This window comes from Paraglaciecola mesophila (assembly GCF_009906955.1).
In the GTDB taxonomy this organism is placed as follows: Bacteria; Pseudomonadota; Gammaproteobacteria; order Enterobacterales; family Alteromonadaceae; genus Paraglaciecola; species Paraglaciecola mesophila_A.
Window position 1 is genome coordinate 1,253,805 of sequence record NZ_CP047656.1, and the last position, 16,886, is coordinate 1,270,690.

Annotated in this window: 19 protein-coding genes; 9 read left to right on the forward strand and 10 right to left on the reverse strand. The window is 43.9% G+C overall.

Annotation, left to right across the window (positions count from 1 at the left end; all coding sequences use genetic code 11):
* Window positions 1-24 precede the first annotated feature (24 nt).
* From lipB to FX988_RS05355, 4 genes are all read left to right on the forward strand, one after another.
* Window positions 25-678: a lipoyl(octanoyl) transferase LipB gene (lipB, locus tag FX988_RS05340; RefSeq protein ID WP_160178663.1), complete on the forward strand. Its 654-nt coding sequence runs from the start codon at window positions 25-27 to the stop codon at window positions 676-678.
* Complete coding sequence (lipA, locus tag FX988_RS05345) at window positions 671-1,633, forward strand: lipoyl synthase (protein ID WP_160178664.1); 963 nt, start codon at window positions 671-673, stop codon at window positions 1,631-1,633. Before lipB ends, lipA begins: the two co-directional genes overlap by 8 nt.
* Before the next feature lie 321 nt (window positions 1,634-1,954).
* Window positions 1,955-2,236 carry a hypothetical protein gene (locus FX988_RS05350; protein ID WP_160178665.1) on the forward strand — a complete coding sequence of 94 codons (282 nt, stop codon included), beginning with the start codon at window positions 1,955-1,957 and terminating at the stop codon, window positions 2,234-2,236.
* A gap of 58 nt (window positions 2,237-2,294) precedes the next feature.
* A complete protein-coding gene (locus tag FX988_RS05355) occupies window positions 2,295-2,945 on the forward strand; it encodes a cupin domain-containing protein (RefSeq protein ID WP_160178666.1) in 651 nt (216 codons plus the stop codon).
* A 270-nt stretch (window positions 2,946-3,215) separates the two neighbouring features.
* Here FX988_RS05355 and FX988_RS05360 read toward each other — a convergent pair whose 3' ends face one another.
* The 4 genes from FX988_RS05360 to FX988_RS05375 form a co-directional block, all read right to left on the reverse strand.
* Window positions 3,216-3,494, reverse strand: a complete 279-nt coding sequence (locus FX988_RS05360; protein WP_160178667.1) for a hypothetical protein — start codon at window positions 3,492-3,494, stop codon at window positions 3,216-3,218.
* 405 nt (window positions 3,495-3,899) lie between these two features.
* Complete coding sequence (locus FX988_RS05365) at window positions 3,900-4,952, reverse strand: GGDEF domain-containing protein (RefSeq protein ID WP_160178668.1); 1,053 nt, start codon at window positions 4,950-4,952, stop codon at window positions 3,900-3,902.
* Window positions 4,953-4,974: 22 nt separating this feature from the next.
* A complete protein-coding gene (locus tag FX988_RS05370; protein WP_160178669.1) occupies window positions 4,975-5,322 on the reverse strand; it encodes a Fis family transcriptional regulator in 348 nt (115 codons plus the stop codon).
* Between the two features lie 35 nt (window positions 5,323-5,357).
* A complete protein-coding gene (locus tag FX988_RS05375; protein WP_160178670.1) occupies window positions 5,358-5,639 on the reverse strand; it encodes a pyrimidine/purine nucleoside phosphorylase in 282 nt (93 codons plus the stop codon).
* A 147-nt stretch (window positions 5,640-5,786) separates the two neighbouring features.
* Between FX988_RS05375 and FX988_RS05380 the strand changes: the two genes are divergently transcribed.
* The 3 genes from FX988_RS05380 to ansA all read left to right on the forward strand — a co-directional run bounded on the left by FX988_RS05380 (window position 5,787) and on the right by ansA (window position 8,605).
* Window positions 5,787-6,524, forward strand: a complete 738-nt coding sequence (locus FX988_RS05380; RefSeq protein WP_160178671.1) for a dienelactone hydrolase family protein — start codon at window positions 5,787-5,789, stop codon at window positions 6,522-6,524.
* Window positions 6,525-6,692: 168 nt separating this feature from the next.
* Window positions 6,693-7,517, forward strand: coding sequence for a hypothetical protein (locus FX988_RS05385; RefSeq protein WP_254700728.1), 825 nt, complete (start codon window positions 6,693-6,695; stop codon window positions 7,515-7,517).
* 80 nt (window positions 7,518-7,597) lie between these two features.
* The gene (gene ansA, locus FX988_RS05390; protein ID WP_160178672.1) at window positions 7,598-8,605 is read left to right on the forward strand and encodes an asparaginase; all 1,008 of its coding nucleotides are present in this window, start codon (window positions 7,598-7,600) and stop codon (window positions 8,603-8,605) included.
* A 126-nt stretch (window positions 8,606-8,731) separates the two neighbouring features.
* On the opposite strand, the gene FX988_RS05395 is transcribed toward ansA, so the two are convergent.
* The 4 genes from FX988_RS05395 to prmB all read right to left on the reverse strand — a co-directional run bounded on the left by FX988_RS05395 (window position 8,732) and on the right by prmB (window position 12,581).
* The gene (locus tag FX988_RS05395; RefSeq protein ID WP_006994582.1) at window positions 8,732-8,938 is read right to left on the reverse strand and encodes a cold-shock protein; all 207 of its coding nucleotides are present in this window, start codon (window positions 8,936-8,938) and stop codon (window positions 8,732-8,734) included.
* Window positions 8,939-9,295: 357 nt separating this feature from the next.
* Window positions 9,296-10,429 (reverse strand): MFS transporter, encoded by a 1,134-nt coding sequence (locus FX988_RS05400; RefSeq protein ID WP_160178673.1) that lies wholly within the window; start codon window positions 10,427-10,429, stop codon window positions 9,296-9,298.
* 50 nt (window positions 10,430-10,479) lie between these two features.
* Window positions 10,480-11,580, reverse strand: coding sequence for a chorismate synthase (gene aroC, locus FX988_RS05405; protein ID WP_160178674.1), 1,101 nt, complete (start codon window positions 11,578-11,580; stop codon window positions 10,480-10,482).
* A 71-nt stretch (window positions 11,581-11,651) separates the two neighbouring features.
* Window positions 11,652-12,581, reverse strand: a complete 930-nt coding sequence (prmB, locus tag FX988_RS05410; protein WP_160178675.1) for a 50S ribosomal protein L3 N(5)-glutamine methyltransferase — start codon at window positions 12,579-12,581, stop codon at window positions 11,652-11,654.
* Window positions 12,582-12,694: 113 nt separating this feature from the next.
* Between prmB and smrB the strand changes: the two genes are divergently transcribed.
* Window positions 12,695-13,255 carry an endonuclease SmrB gene (smrB, locus tag FX988_RS05415; RefSeq protein ID WP_160178676.1) on the forward strand — a complete coding sequence of 187 codons (561 nt, stop codon included), beginning with the start codon at window positions 12,695-12,697 and terminating at the stop codon, window positions 13,253-13,255.
* A gap of 95 nt (window positions 13,256-13,350) precedes the next feature.
* Here the strand turns inward: smrB and FX988_RS05420 are convergent, their stop codons facing one another.
* Both FX988_RS05420 and FX988_RS05425 read right to left on the reverse strand, forming a co-directional pair.
* Entirely contained in the window at window positions 13,351-15,051 is a 1,701-nt protein-coding gene (locus FX988_RS05420; protein WP_160178677.1) for an EAL domain-containing protein, read from the reverse strand.
* A gap of 58 nt (window positions 15,052-15,109) precedes the next feature.
* Window positions 15,110-16,144, reverse strand: a complete 1,035-nt coding sequence (locus FX988_RS05425; RefSeq protein ID WP_160178678.1) for a putative porin — start codon at window positions 16,142-16,144, stop codon at window positions 15,110-15,112.
* A 155-nt stretch (window positions 16,145-16,299) separates the two neighbouring features.
* Between FX988_RS05425 and FX988_RS05430 the strand changes: the two genes are divergently transcribed.
* A complete protein-coding gene (locus FX988_RS05430) occupies window positions 16,300-16,857 on the forward strand; it encodes a response regulator (RefSeq protein ID WP_160178679.1) in 558 nt (185 codons plus the stop codon).
* The last annotated feature ends 29 nt before the right edge of the window (window positions 16,858-16,886 follow it).

Sequence of the window (16,886 nt, forward strand, 5' to 3'; positions counted from 1 at the left end):
TCTTAGACAGGACACCTATAAGGTTTGAACGACACCACCCCCGTTATTATTCGCCAGCTCGGCCGGCAACCATACCAGCCGATTTGGCAAGCCATGCAAGACTTTACTGACAATCGAGACGCTAACAGCCAAGACGAAATATGGTTAGTGGAACACGACCCTGTGTTTACCCAAGGCCAAGCGGGCAAAGAAGAACATCTACTCGCACCTGGTGATATTCCGGTGGTAAAAGTGGACCGTGGCGGGCAAGTCACCTATCACGGGCCTGGTCAGCAAATGATGTATGTTTTGCTAAACTTAAAGCGTCACAATTTGGGTGTACGTACCTTGGTTAGCGCTTTGGAAAACTGCATTGTTGAGACCCTAAAAGAGTACGCGATTGATGCCTATCCAAGAGCAGATGCGCCAGGGGTATATGTAGATAGCAAAAAAGTATGTTCTATCGGCTTACGCATTCGCCGCGGTTGTTCATTTCATGGGCTCGCTTTGAACGTGAATATGGACTTAGCGCCCTTTGAGCGAATTAATCCTTGTGGTTATGCTGGCCTAGAAATGGTAGATTGCACCCAATTAGGCGGACCAGACGCATTATCTGTTGCTGGCCCAGCCATCGCCGACAAATTATGTTCATTGCTTGGTATTGCAAGCGTCGAAAACAAAGAAGGTTTTGATGAGTAACGCACGTCCACAAGCCGGAGTTAAACTTCGGGATGATGAAAAAGTTAAACATATTCCGATCACTATCATGCCTACTGAAAAGGCGGAAATGCTGCGCAAACCTGATTGGATAAAAATTCGTCTACCTCGCACCACAGATCGTATTGATCACATTAAAAAGACATTACGTAAAAACAACTTGCACTCAGTCTGCGAGGAAGCAAGCTGCCCTAACCTAGCGGAGTGTTTTAATCACGGTACTGCCACCTTTATGATTCTAGGTGATATTTGCACCCGTCGTTGTCCGTTTTGTGATGTCGCTCACGGTAAACCGTTACCGCCAAGTGCAGAAGAGCCAATTAAATTAGCTAAAACCATTGCCGAAATGCAGCTTAAATATGTGGTTATCACCTCGGTTGACCGAGATGATCTGCGTGACGGCGGTGCTCAGCATTTTGTTGATTGCATCAATGCAATTCGCGAACACAGTCCAAGCACCAAAATTGAAGTATTGGTACCTGATTTTCGTGGCCGCATGGACAAAGCTCTCGAGATATTAAAAAATGGCGTGCCAGATGTGTTTAATCACAACTTGGAAACCATTCCACGTTTGTACCGCGAATGTCGCCCTGGTGCGAATTACCAGTGGTCTCTTGATTTATTGAAAAAATTTAAAGAACAGCACCCTGATATTCCCACCAAATCAGGCTTAATGATGGGCATGGGTGAAAACAAAGAAGAAATTGCTGAAGTACTTAAAGACTTACGCGCACACAATGTTGAGATGCTTACCCTAGGTCAGTATTTACAACCTAGTAAGCATCACTTCCCGTTGAAACGTTATGTACATCCAACTGAGTTTGACGAGCTAGGTGAAATCGCTAAAGAAATCGGCTTTACTCATGCGGCTTGCGGGCCCATGGTACGTTCCAGCTACCATGCAGATAAACAAGCAGCCGGCGTTGAAGTTAAATAATCACAACGCTGCGTTTTAATGCCACCAAAGATGAATAAACAAAACTCGCCAACCGGCGAGTTTTTTGTTTCTATTGCAATATTCATCGCGAACAAATAATAATGGGGATGGTATAAATACACCAGTCTCACTTCTATACTGCTTATTTCTGCGTGACCTCTGTTAGTTTCACCTTAACAACAGCGGGATGATAGATGTCTGTTACGGCAACCTAAAATTAGGGGAGTAGAATAATCTAGACCGCTGTGATACTGATGTAGCCTAAACCAAATGGCCCATTAAAAATGCTTGCAAGAAGCGATAACAATCGGAGCGTGACAAATGAATGTAGACAAAGCACACAAGCGAATCGAAAAACGGGTGAAACGCGGGTTTCAGGGTTACCCCATGATCAGCATTCAATACTTTGGCCAAAGCAGCGAGTTGGCAAGCAAGGTGGAAGTCAGCTTTATTGAACAAGAGAGCGCGCCTGCGATGGCTGAGAGTTTTAGTAGCAGCACCGATATTCGACAAGATGAAACGGTACAGACCACCATTATAAAAATCATTGATAGAGTAGACGCAAAAACAGTCACCGTGGCTGAAACCGTGCTACCGCTGTGACCCCCAGAGACTTTTTACACGCAACGACCCCAACCTTAAATAGAGACTTGATACCAATATGCTACGCAAACTCGCTTTGAAGAGCACAACAATCACTAAAGGCAAAGTGAACACCTTACTAATGATCTGCACTATGGCAGTAGCCGTTACACTTAACCCGAGTTACGTTAGCGCCAATCCTCTCGCGCCTACATTGAGCAAAGAACAGGTTATAGAGCAACTCAATTTATCTCATCATTTTGAAGGCGGTTACTTCCGTCAAACATTCAAAGCAAACCATAGAGACAAAGTAACAACAAAGCGTGGAGAGCGCGTCACAATGACGGCGATTTTCTACATGCTGACTGACGACAACAACATTGATCATTTTCACACCAAGTATTCAGACGGCATTGAGTTTTATCATATGGGAGCCCCGATTACCTACCACATGATATACCCTGATGGGCGTTACGAGAAAGTCGTCGTCGGCCCAGATATCCAAAACGGTCAGCAATTGCAACTCCCAGTACCTGGCGGCACATACAAAGCGGCTGAATTGCCCTCAGGCGCATACGGATTAGTCAGTGAAGCTGTGTCTCCAGGTTGGGAAAAAGAAGACATGATAGAGGTAAGCCAAGAGGAGCTTCTTGAAAAATTTCCTCAACATAAAGCGATAATAAAACGTTTGGCGAATAAGGGAGCCCATTATACCAATTCCATTAAATAATTAACCACTCAGCGAAAATTTAAAAGGACTTAATCAAGGCGCTTAAATGAAGTAATAGTGGTGCTCTTTCGAGTTTAAGCAACACAGAGTAAGTCCTTTTAAAATTCGCCCGAAGGGAATTCCCCAGCGGGTTTTGCACTACGTTCTCGGTATTTGAAAGGGAACAACCATTACTACACACCGACGCCTTGTTCAAAACCCGCTGGATGAATTCTGAGAGGCCAATTATTTAATGGAATTGGTATAAGTCAGCAGTCAATCCCGTTACGCCTAGTCACCTGCTATAACTGAAAAAGTGAGTTGGCAGTCAATGTGTTTGAGCAACTTGTTTACAACCAGTGGTACAGCAACCAGCTGGTTGGGTTGTTCAAGTTTAGCGACAATATGGATATCACACTGGGCTATATCGATTTGTTGGCGAACGAAAAATATATTTAATTCGTCAAATATGTGCTCACACAATTTAACACTGCCGACAAATCGCCCTTCCCTCTTTGATGCTGAATAATAAGCGCCATCGACTTCTTTTTGCAGCGTAAACGCCTGCATTTTGTTTAATACCATTCCACGTTAATAAGTGATCACTCAGCGAGAGTTTAAAAGGGCTTAAACAAGGCGCATGACTGAATGAATAGTTGTTCTCTTTCGAAGTCATGCAACGCAGTGTAAGCCCTTTTAAAACTCGCCTGCAAGGAATGCCCCAGCGGCTTTTGCTCTGCGTTCTCACTATTAGAAAGGGAGCAACCATTACTACATAGCGACGCCTTAATCAAAAACCGCTGGACGCATTCTGAGGAGGCCACTTATTAATGCGGATTGGTATGAATCTAAAAACCGAAATGTTGCACTAGGTTTGCTCATTATTTACCTCTTTTCTGCATGTGAATATACCGGTGCAGTCATGTCATATCTGGCTAAACATTGGCAGCATAAGGTACAGCATCGTTGATAGCTTTAGGCGGCAATAACGCTATTACGGCCGTTATTTTTCGCCTGATATAGGCCAACGTCAGCGCGACCTAATAAAGAGTCAAGGGAATCACTAGGTACATATTGCGCCACACCTACACTTATCGTTAGCGCATGACCGGAGATAACCTGCTTGGCAATGTCTTCGCGTATACGCTGTGCAAGCTGCATTGCTTTTTCAAGTGATGTGGTAGCACATAATACAACAAACTCTTCTCCACCCCAGCGAGCGACCACATCTTCTTCACGCATGAGTTCTTGCAGCTTTTTGGCTAGCACTCGCAGCACCTTGTCACCTTCAAAATGACCATATTGATCGTTAATTTTTTTGAAGTGGTCAACATCCAATAACATTACACTTAGTGGGTGCTGCTCATCGACCTTTGAGAGTAAAGTTATCAAGGTGCTTTCTAATTTTTCTCTGTTGAATAAGCCAGTTAACTTATCCGTCTCCGCCAATTGTAAAATCTCAGTGTTTCTAATCGCCAATGTGTTGTAAGCAGACGAGCGAGCCTGTTCATAGAAACGAAAGAGCAGTATATGCGCGACGCTCACCTCTATCACATTCAGTAGTGAGCCAAATGCAAAATACCCAGGCTGCTGCGTTTCCATTTGTTTATAAACGACAAGCACACAAATAAAAAAGGTAAAGGTACTGACCGCCGTTCCAAACTTTCGCCCCAATAAGAAAAAAGCAAAAGGTGGGACTAGGGTTGCCCAATAAAGCGAGTGAGAATACCCCTTTGCGGAAGTAACAAACAACAAAATGAGCGCGGTCACCATGATAGTCACCGCCCACGAGGCAACCGTTACATTACCTGTTGCTCTAAACCATGCAAAAATCCCTAGTGAAAATAGCAGCCCAGTGCCATCTAACAAGGCTAAGGAAAAATTACTGAACGTCACAATATTAATGATGGTAAGGAGCAAGAAATAACTCGTCGTCACAAGCAGCGCATAGGAAATTAAGCGCGTACGCCAATAATCCGTATGGTCACAAGGATATTGAGGGAACTCTTTAAACCAAAATCTCAGCATAATTTTCTGTGGCCAAATGGTTTTAATGTAGTTTTAAACGCTGCTGCCAATTACCGTTATTCTGTGCTTCACAGGCTTGCTCGCTGTCATAACGTACGTGATGTCGGGCATCTTTTAGCTTGATCCCAACTTTGAGTAGCTGACCTTGGATCTGGCGACGCAAGTACACATCGAGTTGTTGCGCTTGGGCTTGCTCTATTGATGCTTGAGTATCAAACACGCAAATAACCGCTAAGCTGCCCGGAAAACGATCGTAGCTGGCTGTATGTGTGATCCACTCAAAGCCAGGCACTGCCTGTTTGGCTTGCTCACAAACGATTGTCAGCGCTTTAATCACATTGTTATCTAGCTTCTTAACCGTTTTTTGCATGTTATCTAAGGTCCAAACGTTTAGTCAGTTACCGACTAAACGTAGTCGCAAAGGTATGCAGTATTAACAGATACTTGCGCTTTAAATTTTACGTTTGCATCTACTGTAAACACTTGGCCGGCAGGGAATGTTTTCCATTCGGTTTCACCAGGCAATAAAACCGTCATCGCGCCGCTCACCACGCTCATGGTTTCGTGTTTTGATGTTGCAAATTCATACTCACCTGGAGCCATTACACCTAAAGTAGAATTGCCCACCGCTGTATCAAAAGCGATAGATTTTACGTTACCTTCAAAATATTCATTTACGTTAAACATGCTTCTACTCCTGTTAGATTAATTTTTGCGGCGCTAATGTATCAGCTTTAACGTTTTCCTGCACAGTCAATAGTATGTTTTTCTTCAAAGTTTGCGCCCCTTCCATTACTCTTATGGTCCATTACACTCGAACGAAAACCGCCATTCATGATCATTCAATCTCATCAAAACACCGTCTCTACCCCTAGCGGCGATATGCAAACCTCGATTTATCGGCCTATCGCTCAGGGCACTTACCCAAGCATTATTTTTTATTCTGAAATATTTCAAGAAACCGCACCGATTACGCGCAGTGCAAAACTGCTCGCAGGCCATGGTTTTGTTGTGTTAGTGCCTGAGGTTTTTCATGAATTAAATCCCATGGGTACTGTACTTGCCTACGATGATGCAGGCAAAGATAAAGGCAACGCAGATAAATTTGCGAAGCCACTTGAGCAACACGACAGCGACACCCAAAGTATGCTTAACTTTATCGACACACAACCTTATTGTAACGGCAAAGTGGGCAGTATGGGTGTATGTATCGGCGGTCATCTCGCTTTTAGGGCGGCATTGAATCCAAGAATTGATGGAGCGTTTTGTTTATATCCAACAGACATTCACTCAAACACTTTGCCTTGTAAACAAGGTAATGATTCATTGAGCCAGTGCGCTAAGATCAGCGCTGAACTATGCATGATCTTTGGCAAACAAGATCCCCATGTCTCTCGCGAAGGCCGAGAGTTAATTAATAAGACAATGCAAGATCACAACCTCAACTACACCTGGCATGAGTTAAATGCCCAACACGCCTTTATGCGTGATGAAGGAGAAAGGTATGACCCTGCATTAGCCATTCATTGCTACCAAATGGCTATTCAAATGTTTCAACGCTGCCTCAGCTAAATGCCGACCCTTTGCACTCTGGCTTATGTAATACGTGCGCGCGGAGCCGGTGAAACACGAGCTGGTGCACCAACGCCCAGCTTAACGATACGCACGAGCGTATCTCGTGCTCTATGGCTGATAATAACAACTGTTTTTAGTCTGAACTCGCACGCCGAAGTGCTGCCCGTGGATAATCAAGCTGCACGCGTACATAAGGTCGAAAGCCGCATCAAGCGTATTAACGCGGGGGAGTTTGATCAGTTTGAAATTCATGGTTTTAAGCGCTTTAGTGCCCCCGACAAAGCCAAGCTAACTCAGTGGGTAAAAGTAGGCGTGAACGCCACGCGAGATACACTAGGCGTATATCCATCACGATTGATATTTCACTTGGTGCCCAAGAAGTCAAATCAACCTGTGCCATGGGCTTACACCCGTAGAGATAACCCTCAACGTATTTATCTGCATGTGGATAGCCGCTTTGGGCAAGATAAATTTATCAACGACTGGACGATTTATCACGAGATAAGCCACTTAGCCATTCCCTACTTAGGCGCTAGATACGCTTGGCTGGCAGAAGGATTCGCCAGCTTTATGCAATATCAAGTTATGGCCAAGGCAGGCCTATTAGCAGGCACAATAGAGCAGAATTATGCCAAGAAAATCGCTCCCCATTTAAAATGGTTCAACAGTGATTTATCCCCAGCTTCTATTGCAAGGCGCTTAATGAGTAATAAGCAATACCCCGCAGCATACTGGGGGAGCGCATATTTTTTCATTTTGGCCGATAACATTTTACAAGAACAACACGATACTCGGCTAACCACCCTAATCAGTCAATATCAGTTTTGCTGTAATGACCCTCACGCCAGTGCCGAGCAATTAATGAGTGATTTAGACGGATTACTCGGTGCGTCGGTTTTCACTCCTCTTCTTAAATCATTTGAATCCTCAGCTGCACGTCAGTTGTATCCAGAGGATTTCCCTTCGCAGCATAGCCTGACAAGAAAGTGAGTTTGTGACGTCTCTGACTCGGGATTTCTGCACCACATTTAGGTTACAATTCTACCAAACAAGGTTAAACGAGCTATCACGTGAAAAAACAAATCTACGTTGCATATACCGGCGGTACGATTGGCATGCGCCCCTCTTCAAAGGGCTATGTACCAGCAGCAGGGTTCTTATCAGATACCATTGCTAAAATGCCTGAGTTTCATCGCCAAGAAATGCCTGACTTCACCATCAACGAATATGAAAGTTTGATTGATTCTGCAGATATGAGTCCCAAAGACTGGCAGCAAATTGCAGATGATATACAGCAAAATTACCAAGACTATGATGGGTTCATTATCCTGCACGGCACAGATACCATGGCGTATACAGCATCAGTGCTGTCGTTTATGTTAGAGAACTTAGGCAAGCCCGTGATTGTTACTGGCTCGCAAATACCCTTAGCGCAACTGCGCTCTGACGGCCAAGAAAATCTATTAAACGCCCTGTATTTAGCGGCTAACTACCCTATTCCCGAAGTTAGCTTGTATTTCAACAACAAGCTTTTTCGTGGCAATCGTAGTCGTAAGTTGGATGCCGATGGCTTCGACGCATTTGGCTCTCCTAACTTTCCCGTGTTGTTAAAAGCTGGCATTAACATCGAAGTGATGGCCGGTAAAGTGACGCCCATTAGTCAACAACAGCTATTGGTCAGCAATGTCACACCACAACCAGTTGGCGTGGTCAGTTTATACCCTGGGATCAGCGCTGAGGTTATCCGAAATATTCTACAGCAACCCGTGAAAGCATTGATTTTACTTAGTTATGGTGTGGGCAATGCACCTCAAAACGCTGCTTTGTTAAACGAACTTAAACACGCTAACGACAATGGTATTTTAATCGTTAACTGCACTCAATGCTTACGCGGCAAAGTCAATATGTCTGGTTATGCAAATGGTAACGTACTGCAAGACGTAGGCGTGTTATCAGGTGGCGATATGACCCCAGAAGCTGCATTAGCGAAACTACATTACTTATTGAGTAAAACACTAAGCGTGTCAGAAATGAAAAAAATGATGACCAGCAATCTAAAAGGCGAGCTTAGCGTGTAATCGCGCTAACGCCGTTTAGTCCGAAAACGGTGACTTGTACTTACGGTATCAAATTACAGGCATAAAAAAAGGCAAACTATATGTTTGCCTTTTTTTGGAATTCGTATTTAATCAAGCAAGCTTGAATTAAAGTACTACGATATTCTCTGCTTGAGGACCTTTTTGGCCTTGAGTTACTGTGAACTCAACTTTTTGGCCTTCAGCTAGTGTTTTGAAGCCAGTACCAGTAATTGCACGGAAGTGAGCAAATACGTCAGGACCATTTTCTTGCTGAATGAAACCAAAACCTTTAGATTCGTTGAACCATTTAACTGTACCAGTAGTAGTAGACATAGTCTTTCCTATAATTTTCAAGAGTAATAAAAATACCTTTTTCAAGGCGAGGTTTGCTGAAGCGTGTTGCTATTACTTATGATATACAAGACGAGGTACTACAATGGAACATCGAAACAGTGTGCATAAATATCAAACGTACTTTCAAGCGGGTTTAGAATAACACCCTTCCCAGTTACGTCAACCTTTATTATCAGAAAGACTGGTCTAACAAGCTCTTCTTTATCAATTTTAAATCAAATACATACAGCACATTTGAATTAGCACATAGCCCCGATGCAGCATCAAGCAGTAAACTAGCAATTTTGCACATTATTAATAAGAGCTTAACTTGAAGGGCTGAACCTGGAACGGTTATCACTTAGGCATATACCGACTAGGTATACATGCAACAAGTAAAGCCCCCAGCAAGGCAAACCCAGTGGCTAACGTAAAGGCAAGTTCAGCTCCCTGCCCTTGCTGCCAAATCAATCCAGCACCAAAGTTTCCAGCGGCGCCACCAATGCCAAAGCCAATACTGGTATACAACGCCTGCCCTTGGCTTCGAAACTGGATACCAAAATAGTGATGAATAAAATTAATTGAGGCCGCGTGAATCAAGCCGAAACTGAATGCATGCAATAACTGACTCACTATCAGGGTGGGCCAAAACTGAGCGGCTACTGCTAACAAATACCAGCGTAGACCGGTCAACAACATACTAACAAACAAGGTCCATTTAACGCCAAAGCGACCAATTAACCTTCCCGCCAACAAAAAAATAATCACTTCAGCGGCAACGCCTAGGGCAATCAGCGACCCCGTTTCTTGCCCCGAGTAATTCAAATCTCGGGCGTAAAGGGCGAAAAAACTATAATAAGGACCAAAACTGATTTGTATGAGAGTAGAAGATAAAATAAAGGCAATAAACACCTTGGTCCGCATTTTACGCCAGATTGAATCGGCACCACTCGCTTTATGCTCGCTGACAGTGGCTTCTTTTAAACTCAGAGTAACTAAAAATAAACCCAGTAATACCGCTCCGCTGATATAAATCGGTGCTTCACTGGAAAAAACATCAATCAATTTCCCCGCAAGTACCGTCAGCACGATAAACCCTATGCTGCCCCACAAACGCACGTGGCTGTATTTTGTGGCATCTCCCCGCACGCTGCCAAGGGTAATCACTTCGGTCTGTGGGGCAATCGCGGTAAAAAACAGCATCATTAAGCCAAACGCTATGGTTAACCCCCAAAAGCTATTTAACCAAAAGATAGAACAAAAGGTAGCAAAGGTAAGAAAGGCACCAAGCTGCAAAATACCCAGCGACTTTCCAGATTTGTCCGCAAAAGAAGCAAACAAATTTGGGCCGACAATACGCATTAAGGTAATCAGAGCAAATAATTCTCCAATGTCTTGAGAACTAAAACCTCGCCCGTCAAGAAACACGCCGAGGTAAGGCACTAACACGCCTAGTTGACCGAAATACAAAAAGAAGGTCAACGACAGCATTACCAGATTACCTCTAGCGTGAGCTCCCTGCTCAGTTACCACTGAGATACTTATTTACTTTGAGCGGGAATAACAGGCGTTATGGATTGCACATCGGCGTTTTGTCCTCGGTGACGAAGATAGTGATCCATCAACACCAATGCCATCATCGCTTCAGCAATGGGGACTGCACGAATTCCCACACATGGATCATGACGCCCTTTGGTAACGACCTCAGCCGCCTCACCATGAATATCGATACTTTCTCCCGGTACGCTAATACTTGAAGTCGGTTTAAGCGCCATATGCACCACTAAATCTTGCCCGCTTGAAATGCCCCCTAGCACCCCACCAGAACGGTTGGATTTAAAGCCTTCAGCTGACATCAAATCACGGTGCTCACTGCCCTTTTGTTCTACAGTGGCAAAACCATCACCGACTTCAACACCTTTTACTGCATTGATGCCCATCATGGCGTGAGCCAAATCAGCGTCTAATCGATCAAAGATAGGCTCGCCCAATCCCACAGGCATATTCGTTGCAACAACTGAGACTTTGGCACCAATTGAATCGCCCTGTTTTTTAAGGTCACGCATGTATTCATCTAACGCGTCTAATTTGCTTTCATCTGGGCAAAAGAACGCATTGGTATTGGTCACGCTGTGGTCAACCTTATCGATTTTAATCGGCCCAAGCTGAGACAAATAACCTCGTATCTCAATGCCCAAATGCGTTTTTAGAAATTTTTTCGCAATCCCACCAGCCGCCACGCGAATAGCCGTTTCACGAGCTGAAGAGCGTCCACCACCTCTATAGTCACGAAGCCCATACTTTTGTTGATAGGTATAATCCGCATGACCTGGGCGAAAAGTATCTTTTATTTTAGAATAATCATTGCTGCGCTGATCGGTGTTTTTAATCAATAAACCAATGCTCGTGCCGGTGGTTTTTCCTTCAAATACGCCAGATAAAATTTGTACTTCGTCTTCCTCGCGACGTGCCGTCGTATAACGAGACGTGCCGGGTTTACGGCGGTCTAAATCTACCTGTAAATCAGCTTCACTTATCTCTAAACCAGGAGGGCAGCCATCAATCACACCGCCGATGGCAATGCCGTGACTTTCCCCAAAGGTACTTAAAGTAAAAAGCTTGCCAAACGTATTGCCAGCCATAATGTTGTTTTCCTCGTATTCGGTTATTGCTAATGCGTTATCTTAATTGCTTAAATCTCGTTTTGTGGTGCTTAAGAGGCAAAGTACGCCACTAACTCGGCCCTGCTTATTGCAAAGACACCATGGCCACCGCGGGTAAATTCAACCCATTGTAAGTTTAGATCAGGATAAACATGCTCCATGTGAAATTGGCTGTTACCCACTTCTACAAATAACCAACCCTCGTCAGTTAAATGTGCGGCTGCTTGGCGCAACATTTTGTGTACTAGGTCCAACCCGTCCTCTCCTGCGGCCAAGGCGAGTTCTGGCTCGTGGTGAAACTCTTCAGGTAAATCAGCCATGTCTTCGGCGTCCACATAAGGTGGATTACTAATGATTAGGTCGTATTTTTGCCCTTGTAATGCATCCATCAAATCCGATTGAATTGGATAGACTCGCTCACTCAGCTGATGCTCATTAATATTCATTTCGGCAACTTCAAGTGCCTCAGTGCTAATATCAACTGCATCTACTGTGGCGTCTTCAAATGCATAGGCCAAGGCAATTGCAATACAACCGCCACCTGTGCACAAATCTAAAATATGTGTGGGTGGGACAGTCAGCCAAGCGGCAAACTTATCTTCGATTAACTCTGCAAAAGGAGAGCGTGGAATGAGTACTCGCTCATCAACGTAAAAGGGTAAACCACAAAACCAAGCTTGGTTGATTAAATACGGTAACGGAATTCGCTCTTGCGCCCGGCGCTGAACTAAAAGCGCGATATCGCGCTTTTCGGTTTGTGTTAAACGCGCCTGAAAAAGCTGCTCCCCAGTTTGCTCTAGCATATCTTGCGGCAAGTTTAAGGTATGCAGCGTTAAGCAAACGGCTTCATCCCATGGGTTGTCCGTACCATGGCCATAAAACAAACCGGCTTGATTAAATTGACTAACCGCCCAACGCACCATATCAAGCATCGTTTGCAAGTCGTTCACGGCTTGTTCTATATCCACACTATTATTCATTATTTACCTAAATATTTGTTTCGCTTAAACAAGCACCCTGCATAGTTTCACTACCCAGATTTTGTTAAACTGCGCTTAACGATTGCCTTACACCCAGCTCGCTGTATATCACTATGAAGAAACCCTACACACCAGAATCATCCGATAGCGCACTATTTCGTAGTGAGTTTACTGATGTAAAGCCAATAAAGCAGGACAAAATACCGCCTCAACGCCTATCCAGCAAGCACAAATCAGCGGATTCAACGAAAAAGCGCGATCCGCTGAGCGAGGTAAAGCAGCGAAATGCAAGTTTTCAATTTTCAGATGGCTTTGAAGGTTATTTTGACAGCAACCAACCGTTAAAATACGTGCAACCAGGCGCCGACTCATACGAGGTGAAACGTTTACGACGCGGGGAATACCCCCCCGACCTCATTTTAGACCTGCACGGTTTAAATAAAGAGCAAGCAAAATTAGAAATTGCCGCGCTAATTTATGCCGCACAAAAGCAGCATTTTCATTGTGTGTGTATCGTGCATGGACTTGGCAGTTTTGTATTAAAAAAGAATGTACCCAATTGGCTAGTTCAGCACCCGGCCGTGAAAGGTTTCCACCAAGCCCCTTTAGAATGGGGTGGCCAAGGGGCGTTACTTGTATTGATTGATTTACCCCAAGTGCACAGCAAATACTAACGTGTCAAACAGCGTACTGCATAATCTTGCGGTCTGCACCAGCGCAGTCTATTGACGCAATTTCCAATGCCTCAGAATGTATTAAAAGTGACTTATTACTGAACCTCAGTATTAAAAGGTTGTTGAAGCAATATTTGTTCAAATTCAGGTTTTGGCAATGCCTTACTAAAATGAAATCCTTGAATATAATCGCAACCGTATAACTTCAACAAGTCTACCTGCCCTGCGACTTCTACTCCCTCTGCCACCACAGAAATGCCTAATTCGTGGCACATGGTTATCAGTCCGGCGATCATGCTTTGTATTTCCTTACAGCCCTCAATGCCATCGACCAATACTTTGTCGAGCTTCAATACATCAATGGGTAATTTCGCTAAGTAAGCGAACGAAGAATAACCTGTACCGAAGTCATCCATGGCAATACTTAGCCCGAGTGACTTTAGCGCTTGAAGTACTTTTAACGTTTGTTCAAAGTCTTGAATTAAGCACGATTCGGTGATTTCCAGCTCTATTAACGACGGGGGTAAGGCGTATTGTTCTAATAGGCGCGCAAACTGTTCCACAACACTGTTATTTGCCAATTGACAGGCCGATATATTGATGGCCACCCGTTTTAAATCCGGACTAAATTGATGCAGCTCAGCAATCATTTTTACGCTTTGGGTAATTAGCCATTCCCCTATTTGCTCTATTTGACCATCCAGCTCACTAAGATTAATGAACTCATTTGGCGGGATCCAACCAAGCTCTTTGTGTTGCCAGCGGATCAGTATTTCAGCACTATCAATTTTTTGTTCTGGCAAATGTACCTTTGGTTGAAAGTGCAAATAAAACTGATTTTCACGCAGTGCACCATTGATAGAGTTCTTAATTTTAAGCTGGCGCCGTTGCACATCACGCAAAGCAGAATCGAAACGGCATAACCTTTCTTTTTCCACATTGTCCACTGAAAACGCACTGCGCAGATTCTCCAGTAAACTACTGGGGGAGTCACCGTCACTGGGCGCCAACGCATAGCCCATCACGCAATTAATTTTTACGCAGCCTTGTCGCTGGGTATTTGGTTCATTTAACTTATGATTAATGGCTGATAAACGACTATGGATAATCGCTTCACTTTCATAGTCAGGGATAATGATAAATATCTTACCACTGTCAAACGCGAAGGTTTGGCTCCCTTGGGGTAACTCACTATTCACTAACCCCCTAATTTCGGTGAGTAACCCCTTAAAAATATTCGGCCCAGCGTGCTGCTCTAAAAAATCATAATCTTTGATTTTTAGTGATACTAAGCAAAACTCTTGCTGCATCTCAAATTGATCTCTGACCGCTTGCTCGAACGCGTAATATTCTGGGTTGTGCTCACCTTCCAATACGCGTTTATTGAGTAAGCGAGTATGATATTCAGTAAATGCACCATCTATTTCATCGATTAAATCCCGATTGTTCCATGGCTTACGCAGAAATTTATGTGCAGCCCCACTATTCAATAAACCGATAGCTGAATCAAAATCGGCAAACCCGCTAAGCACCATTGAAATTACATCAGGGTAAGTACTCTTTATTTGCTCAATCAGTTCGGCCCCAGACATATGCGGCATGCGAAAATCAGATAAGACCACTTGGATATTATGCTCTTGCATAATTGCCAAGCCCTCTTGTGCGTTATTGGCAACATAAACCTCAAAAGGTGTTTTGACTAAACATCGTTTTAACGACGACAATATATTCGGCTCATCATCGACGACGAGTAGCTTACCGGCTAGTGCTTTTACATGTGATTGCTGACTCTTCATCGCGACTCACCTTTACCTTTTTTAAATAGCGTATTAACTGATACAAAAAATACTGAAATCAAAATGTATATTGCCCCTCAAGACGAAAGCGAAGCCCTTGCTCTTGCTCACCTTTGATGGTTTGCATATCACTTACCCGCGCCCCTAACCACCAATTGCGAGCCATTTTCTTTCGTAGTCTAAGGTCAATACCCCGCAAGTTTGCCGTAGCGAAACGGGCAGTGGCATTTTGTGCAAATTCACTAATTACCCCAAACCTTTCAACCCGAAGGTAGCGAAGGTGCCAAGCAAAATCACCAGCCTGCTTTAGCTTGCCCTGAGATAACTGCACGACCACACTGTTTTTTTGGTCTGCGTATTGTTCGAATTGAGAAAACCCCTTCAATGAACGTCCAAAATCTATACCTAGTTGATACCCTTTATAGTTTAGGCTGCTGGATAAACGCAAAAACTGATTATCTAACTGAGTATCTTTTTTCGCATACTTTGCATTGTCCTCCCCTTGGAAGTCCACAAACCAAGGGGAAATATCTAACGTTATCTGCTCAAAAGTGTACGTCATATTCCACTGAGCGATATGCATCAACCCAACGAAGTCACTGTCTCCATCAAGAGGCTTTAATGAAGCAAATTGTAATTGGTGCTGCTTTGAAAGCTGATAATCCACGTGGATCCCCACTGGACTTAAATTTCTATCCCAGAACGCATCTGTAAGTTGTTTGGTTTTCCAAGGGATTTTCCCTATGAAAATGGTGGTATTTTCAAAGCGTCCGGTCACAAATAGTCGCTCAACGAATACGTCATTATCTGGTTGAGGCTGAGTATTAAACCGATGGATCGTTATGGCCGGAACGTTTTGCTTATTTTTTAAACCCGTACTCAGTCTGCCCTGGGCCGACCAGTTTTTATTGATCTCACCTTTGAGTCCCAGACGAACAATGGCTCTTAAGCGCTCACGGTCAGGTATGTTGATATGCTGCTGTTCATTCTCATAACGTAGTAACAAGCCGCCAAATACATCAACGTCTTTTTCACTCGCTGCGTTTGCTGCGCTGGTCAGCACAAGTGTGATGACACCAATAAGTTTTCTCATTGCGCTTTCCTGCATGTCAGTTACATAGATGAGTTTATGTGCTCAACTATTACACAATGTCACCATTGTCACATATTACACTTTAGTCCTATTTGTCATTTTTGCTTACAGTGTTATAACTATGTCATCGATTTCGTAGCAGCCAAGAGATAACTATGAAAACACTAACCTCCGGTGAGATAGCAAAATATTGCGATGTCAATCTGCGCACCGTTATCCGCTGGATAGATAGTGGGCGTCTTAAAGGATTCAAACTGCCTGGTGGCGGCAACAATCGCGTCACAGAGGAAGATTTCGTTAACTTTCTGAAAGAAAATAGTTTGCCTTTGCCCCCTAAATACGCACCTCAACAACCTTCTGTGCTCATTGTTGATGACGAGCTTCAAATGGCAAAGTCCATTAGTCGAGTCGTGACCCGTGCAGGATATAAAAGCATGATTGCTACCGACCCTTTCAAAGCGGGCTCACTACTTTCTAGTTACAAACCTAGCTTAATGACCCTGGATTTAAGCATGCCCGGCGCAGATGGGTTTGAAGTCATTGAATTTGCCCGAAAAGAGTTTGCGGACAGTGGTTTAAAAATTCTCGTGATTTCAGCCCTCGATGAAGGCAAACGGCAAAAAGCGGTTGAACTAGGTGCAGATGCTGCGTTAGGTAAGCCCTTTTCGAACAAAGACTTGCTAAGCGCCATAGAAGCACTTTTACGCGACTAAGCAGTAATAATTAGATGATAGGAGTACGA

Excerpts from the sequence above, each read along its gene's own strand:
- FX988_RS05420 (WP_160178677.1), bottom strand. The coding sequence starts at position 15,051 with ATGAAGAGTCAGCAATCACATGTAAAAGCACTAGCCGGTAAGCTACTC.
- FX988_RS05380 (WP_160178671.1), top strand. The coding sequence starts at position 5,787 with ATGATCATTCAATCTCATCAAAACACCGTCTCTACCCCTAGCGGCGAT.
- FX988_RS05365 (WP_160178668.1), bottom strand. The coding sequence starts at position 4,952 with ATGCTGAGATTTTGGTTTAAAGAGTTCCCTCAATATCCTTGTGACCAT.
- FX988_RS05395 (WP_006994582.1), bottom strand. The coding sequence starts at position 8,938 with ATGTCTACTACTACTGGTACAGTTAAATGGTTCAACGAATCTAAAGGT.
- FX988_RS05425 (WP_160178678.1), bottom strand. The coding sequence starts at position 16,144 with ATGAGAAAACTTATTGGTGTCATCACACTTGTGCTGACCAGCGCAGCA.
- lipA (WP_160178664.1), top strand. The coding sequence starts at position 671 with ATGAGTAACGCACGTCCACAAGCCGGAGTTAAACTTCGGGATGATGAA.
- FX988_RS05375 (WP_160178670.1), bottom strand. The coding sequence starts at position 5,639 with ATGTTTAACGTAAATGAATATTTTGAAGGTAACGTAAAATCTATCGCT.
- aroC (WP_160178674.1), bottom strand. The coding sequence starts at position 11,580 with ATGGCTGGCAATACGTTTGGCAAGCTTTTTACTTTAAGTACCTTTGGG.
- prmB (WP_160178675.1), bottom strand. The coding sequence starts at position 12,581 with ATGAATAATAGTGTGGATATAGAACAAGCCGTGAACGACTTGCAAACG.
- FX988_RS05400 (WP_160178673.1), bottom strand. The coding sequence starts at position 10,429 with ATGCTGTCGTTGACCTTCTTTTTGTATTTCGGTCAACTAGGCGTGTTA.
- FX988_RS05350 (WP_160178665.1), top strand. The coding sequence starts at position 1,955 with ATGAATGTAGACAAAGCACACAAGCGAATCGAAAAACGGGTGAAACGC.
- FX988_RS05360 (WP_160178667.1), bottom strand. The coding sequence starts at position 3,494 with ATGCAGGCGTTTACGCTGCAAAAAGAAGTCGATGGCGCTTATTATTCA.
- smrB (WP_160178676.1), top strand. The coding sequence starts at position 12,695 with ATGAAGAAACCCTACACACCAGAATCATCCGATAGCGCACTATTTCGT.
- FX988_RS05430 (WP_160178679.1), top strand. The coding sequence starts at position 16,300 with ATGAAAACACTAACCTCCGGTGAGATAGCAAAATATTGCGATGTCAAT.
- FX988_RS05370 (WP_160178669.1), bottom strand. The coding sequence starts at position 5,322 with ATGCAAAAAACGGTTAAGAAGCTAGATAACAATGTGATTAAAGCGCTG.
- FX988_RS05355 (WP_160178666.1), top strand. The coding sequence starts at position 2,295 with ATGCTACGCAAACTCGCTTTGAAGAGCACAACAATCACTAAAGGCAAA.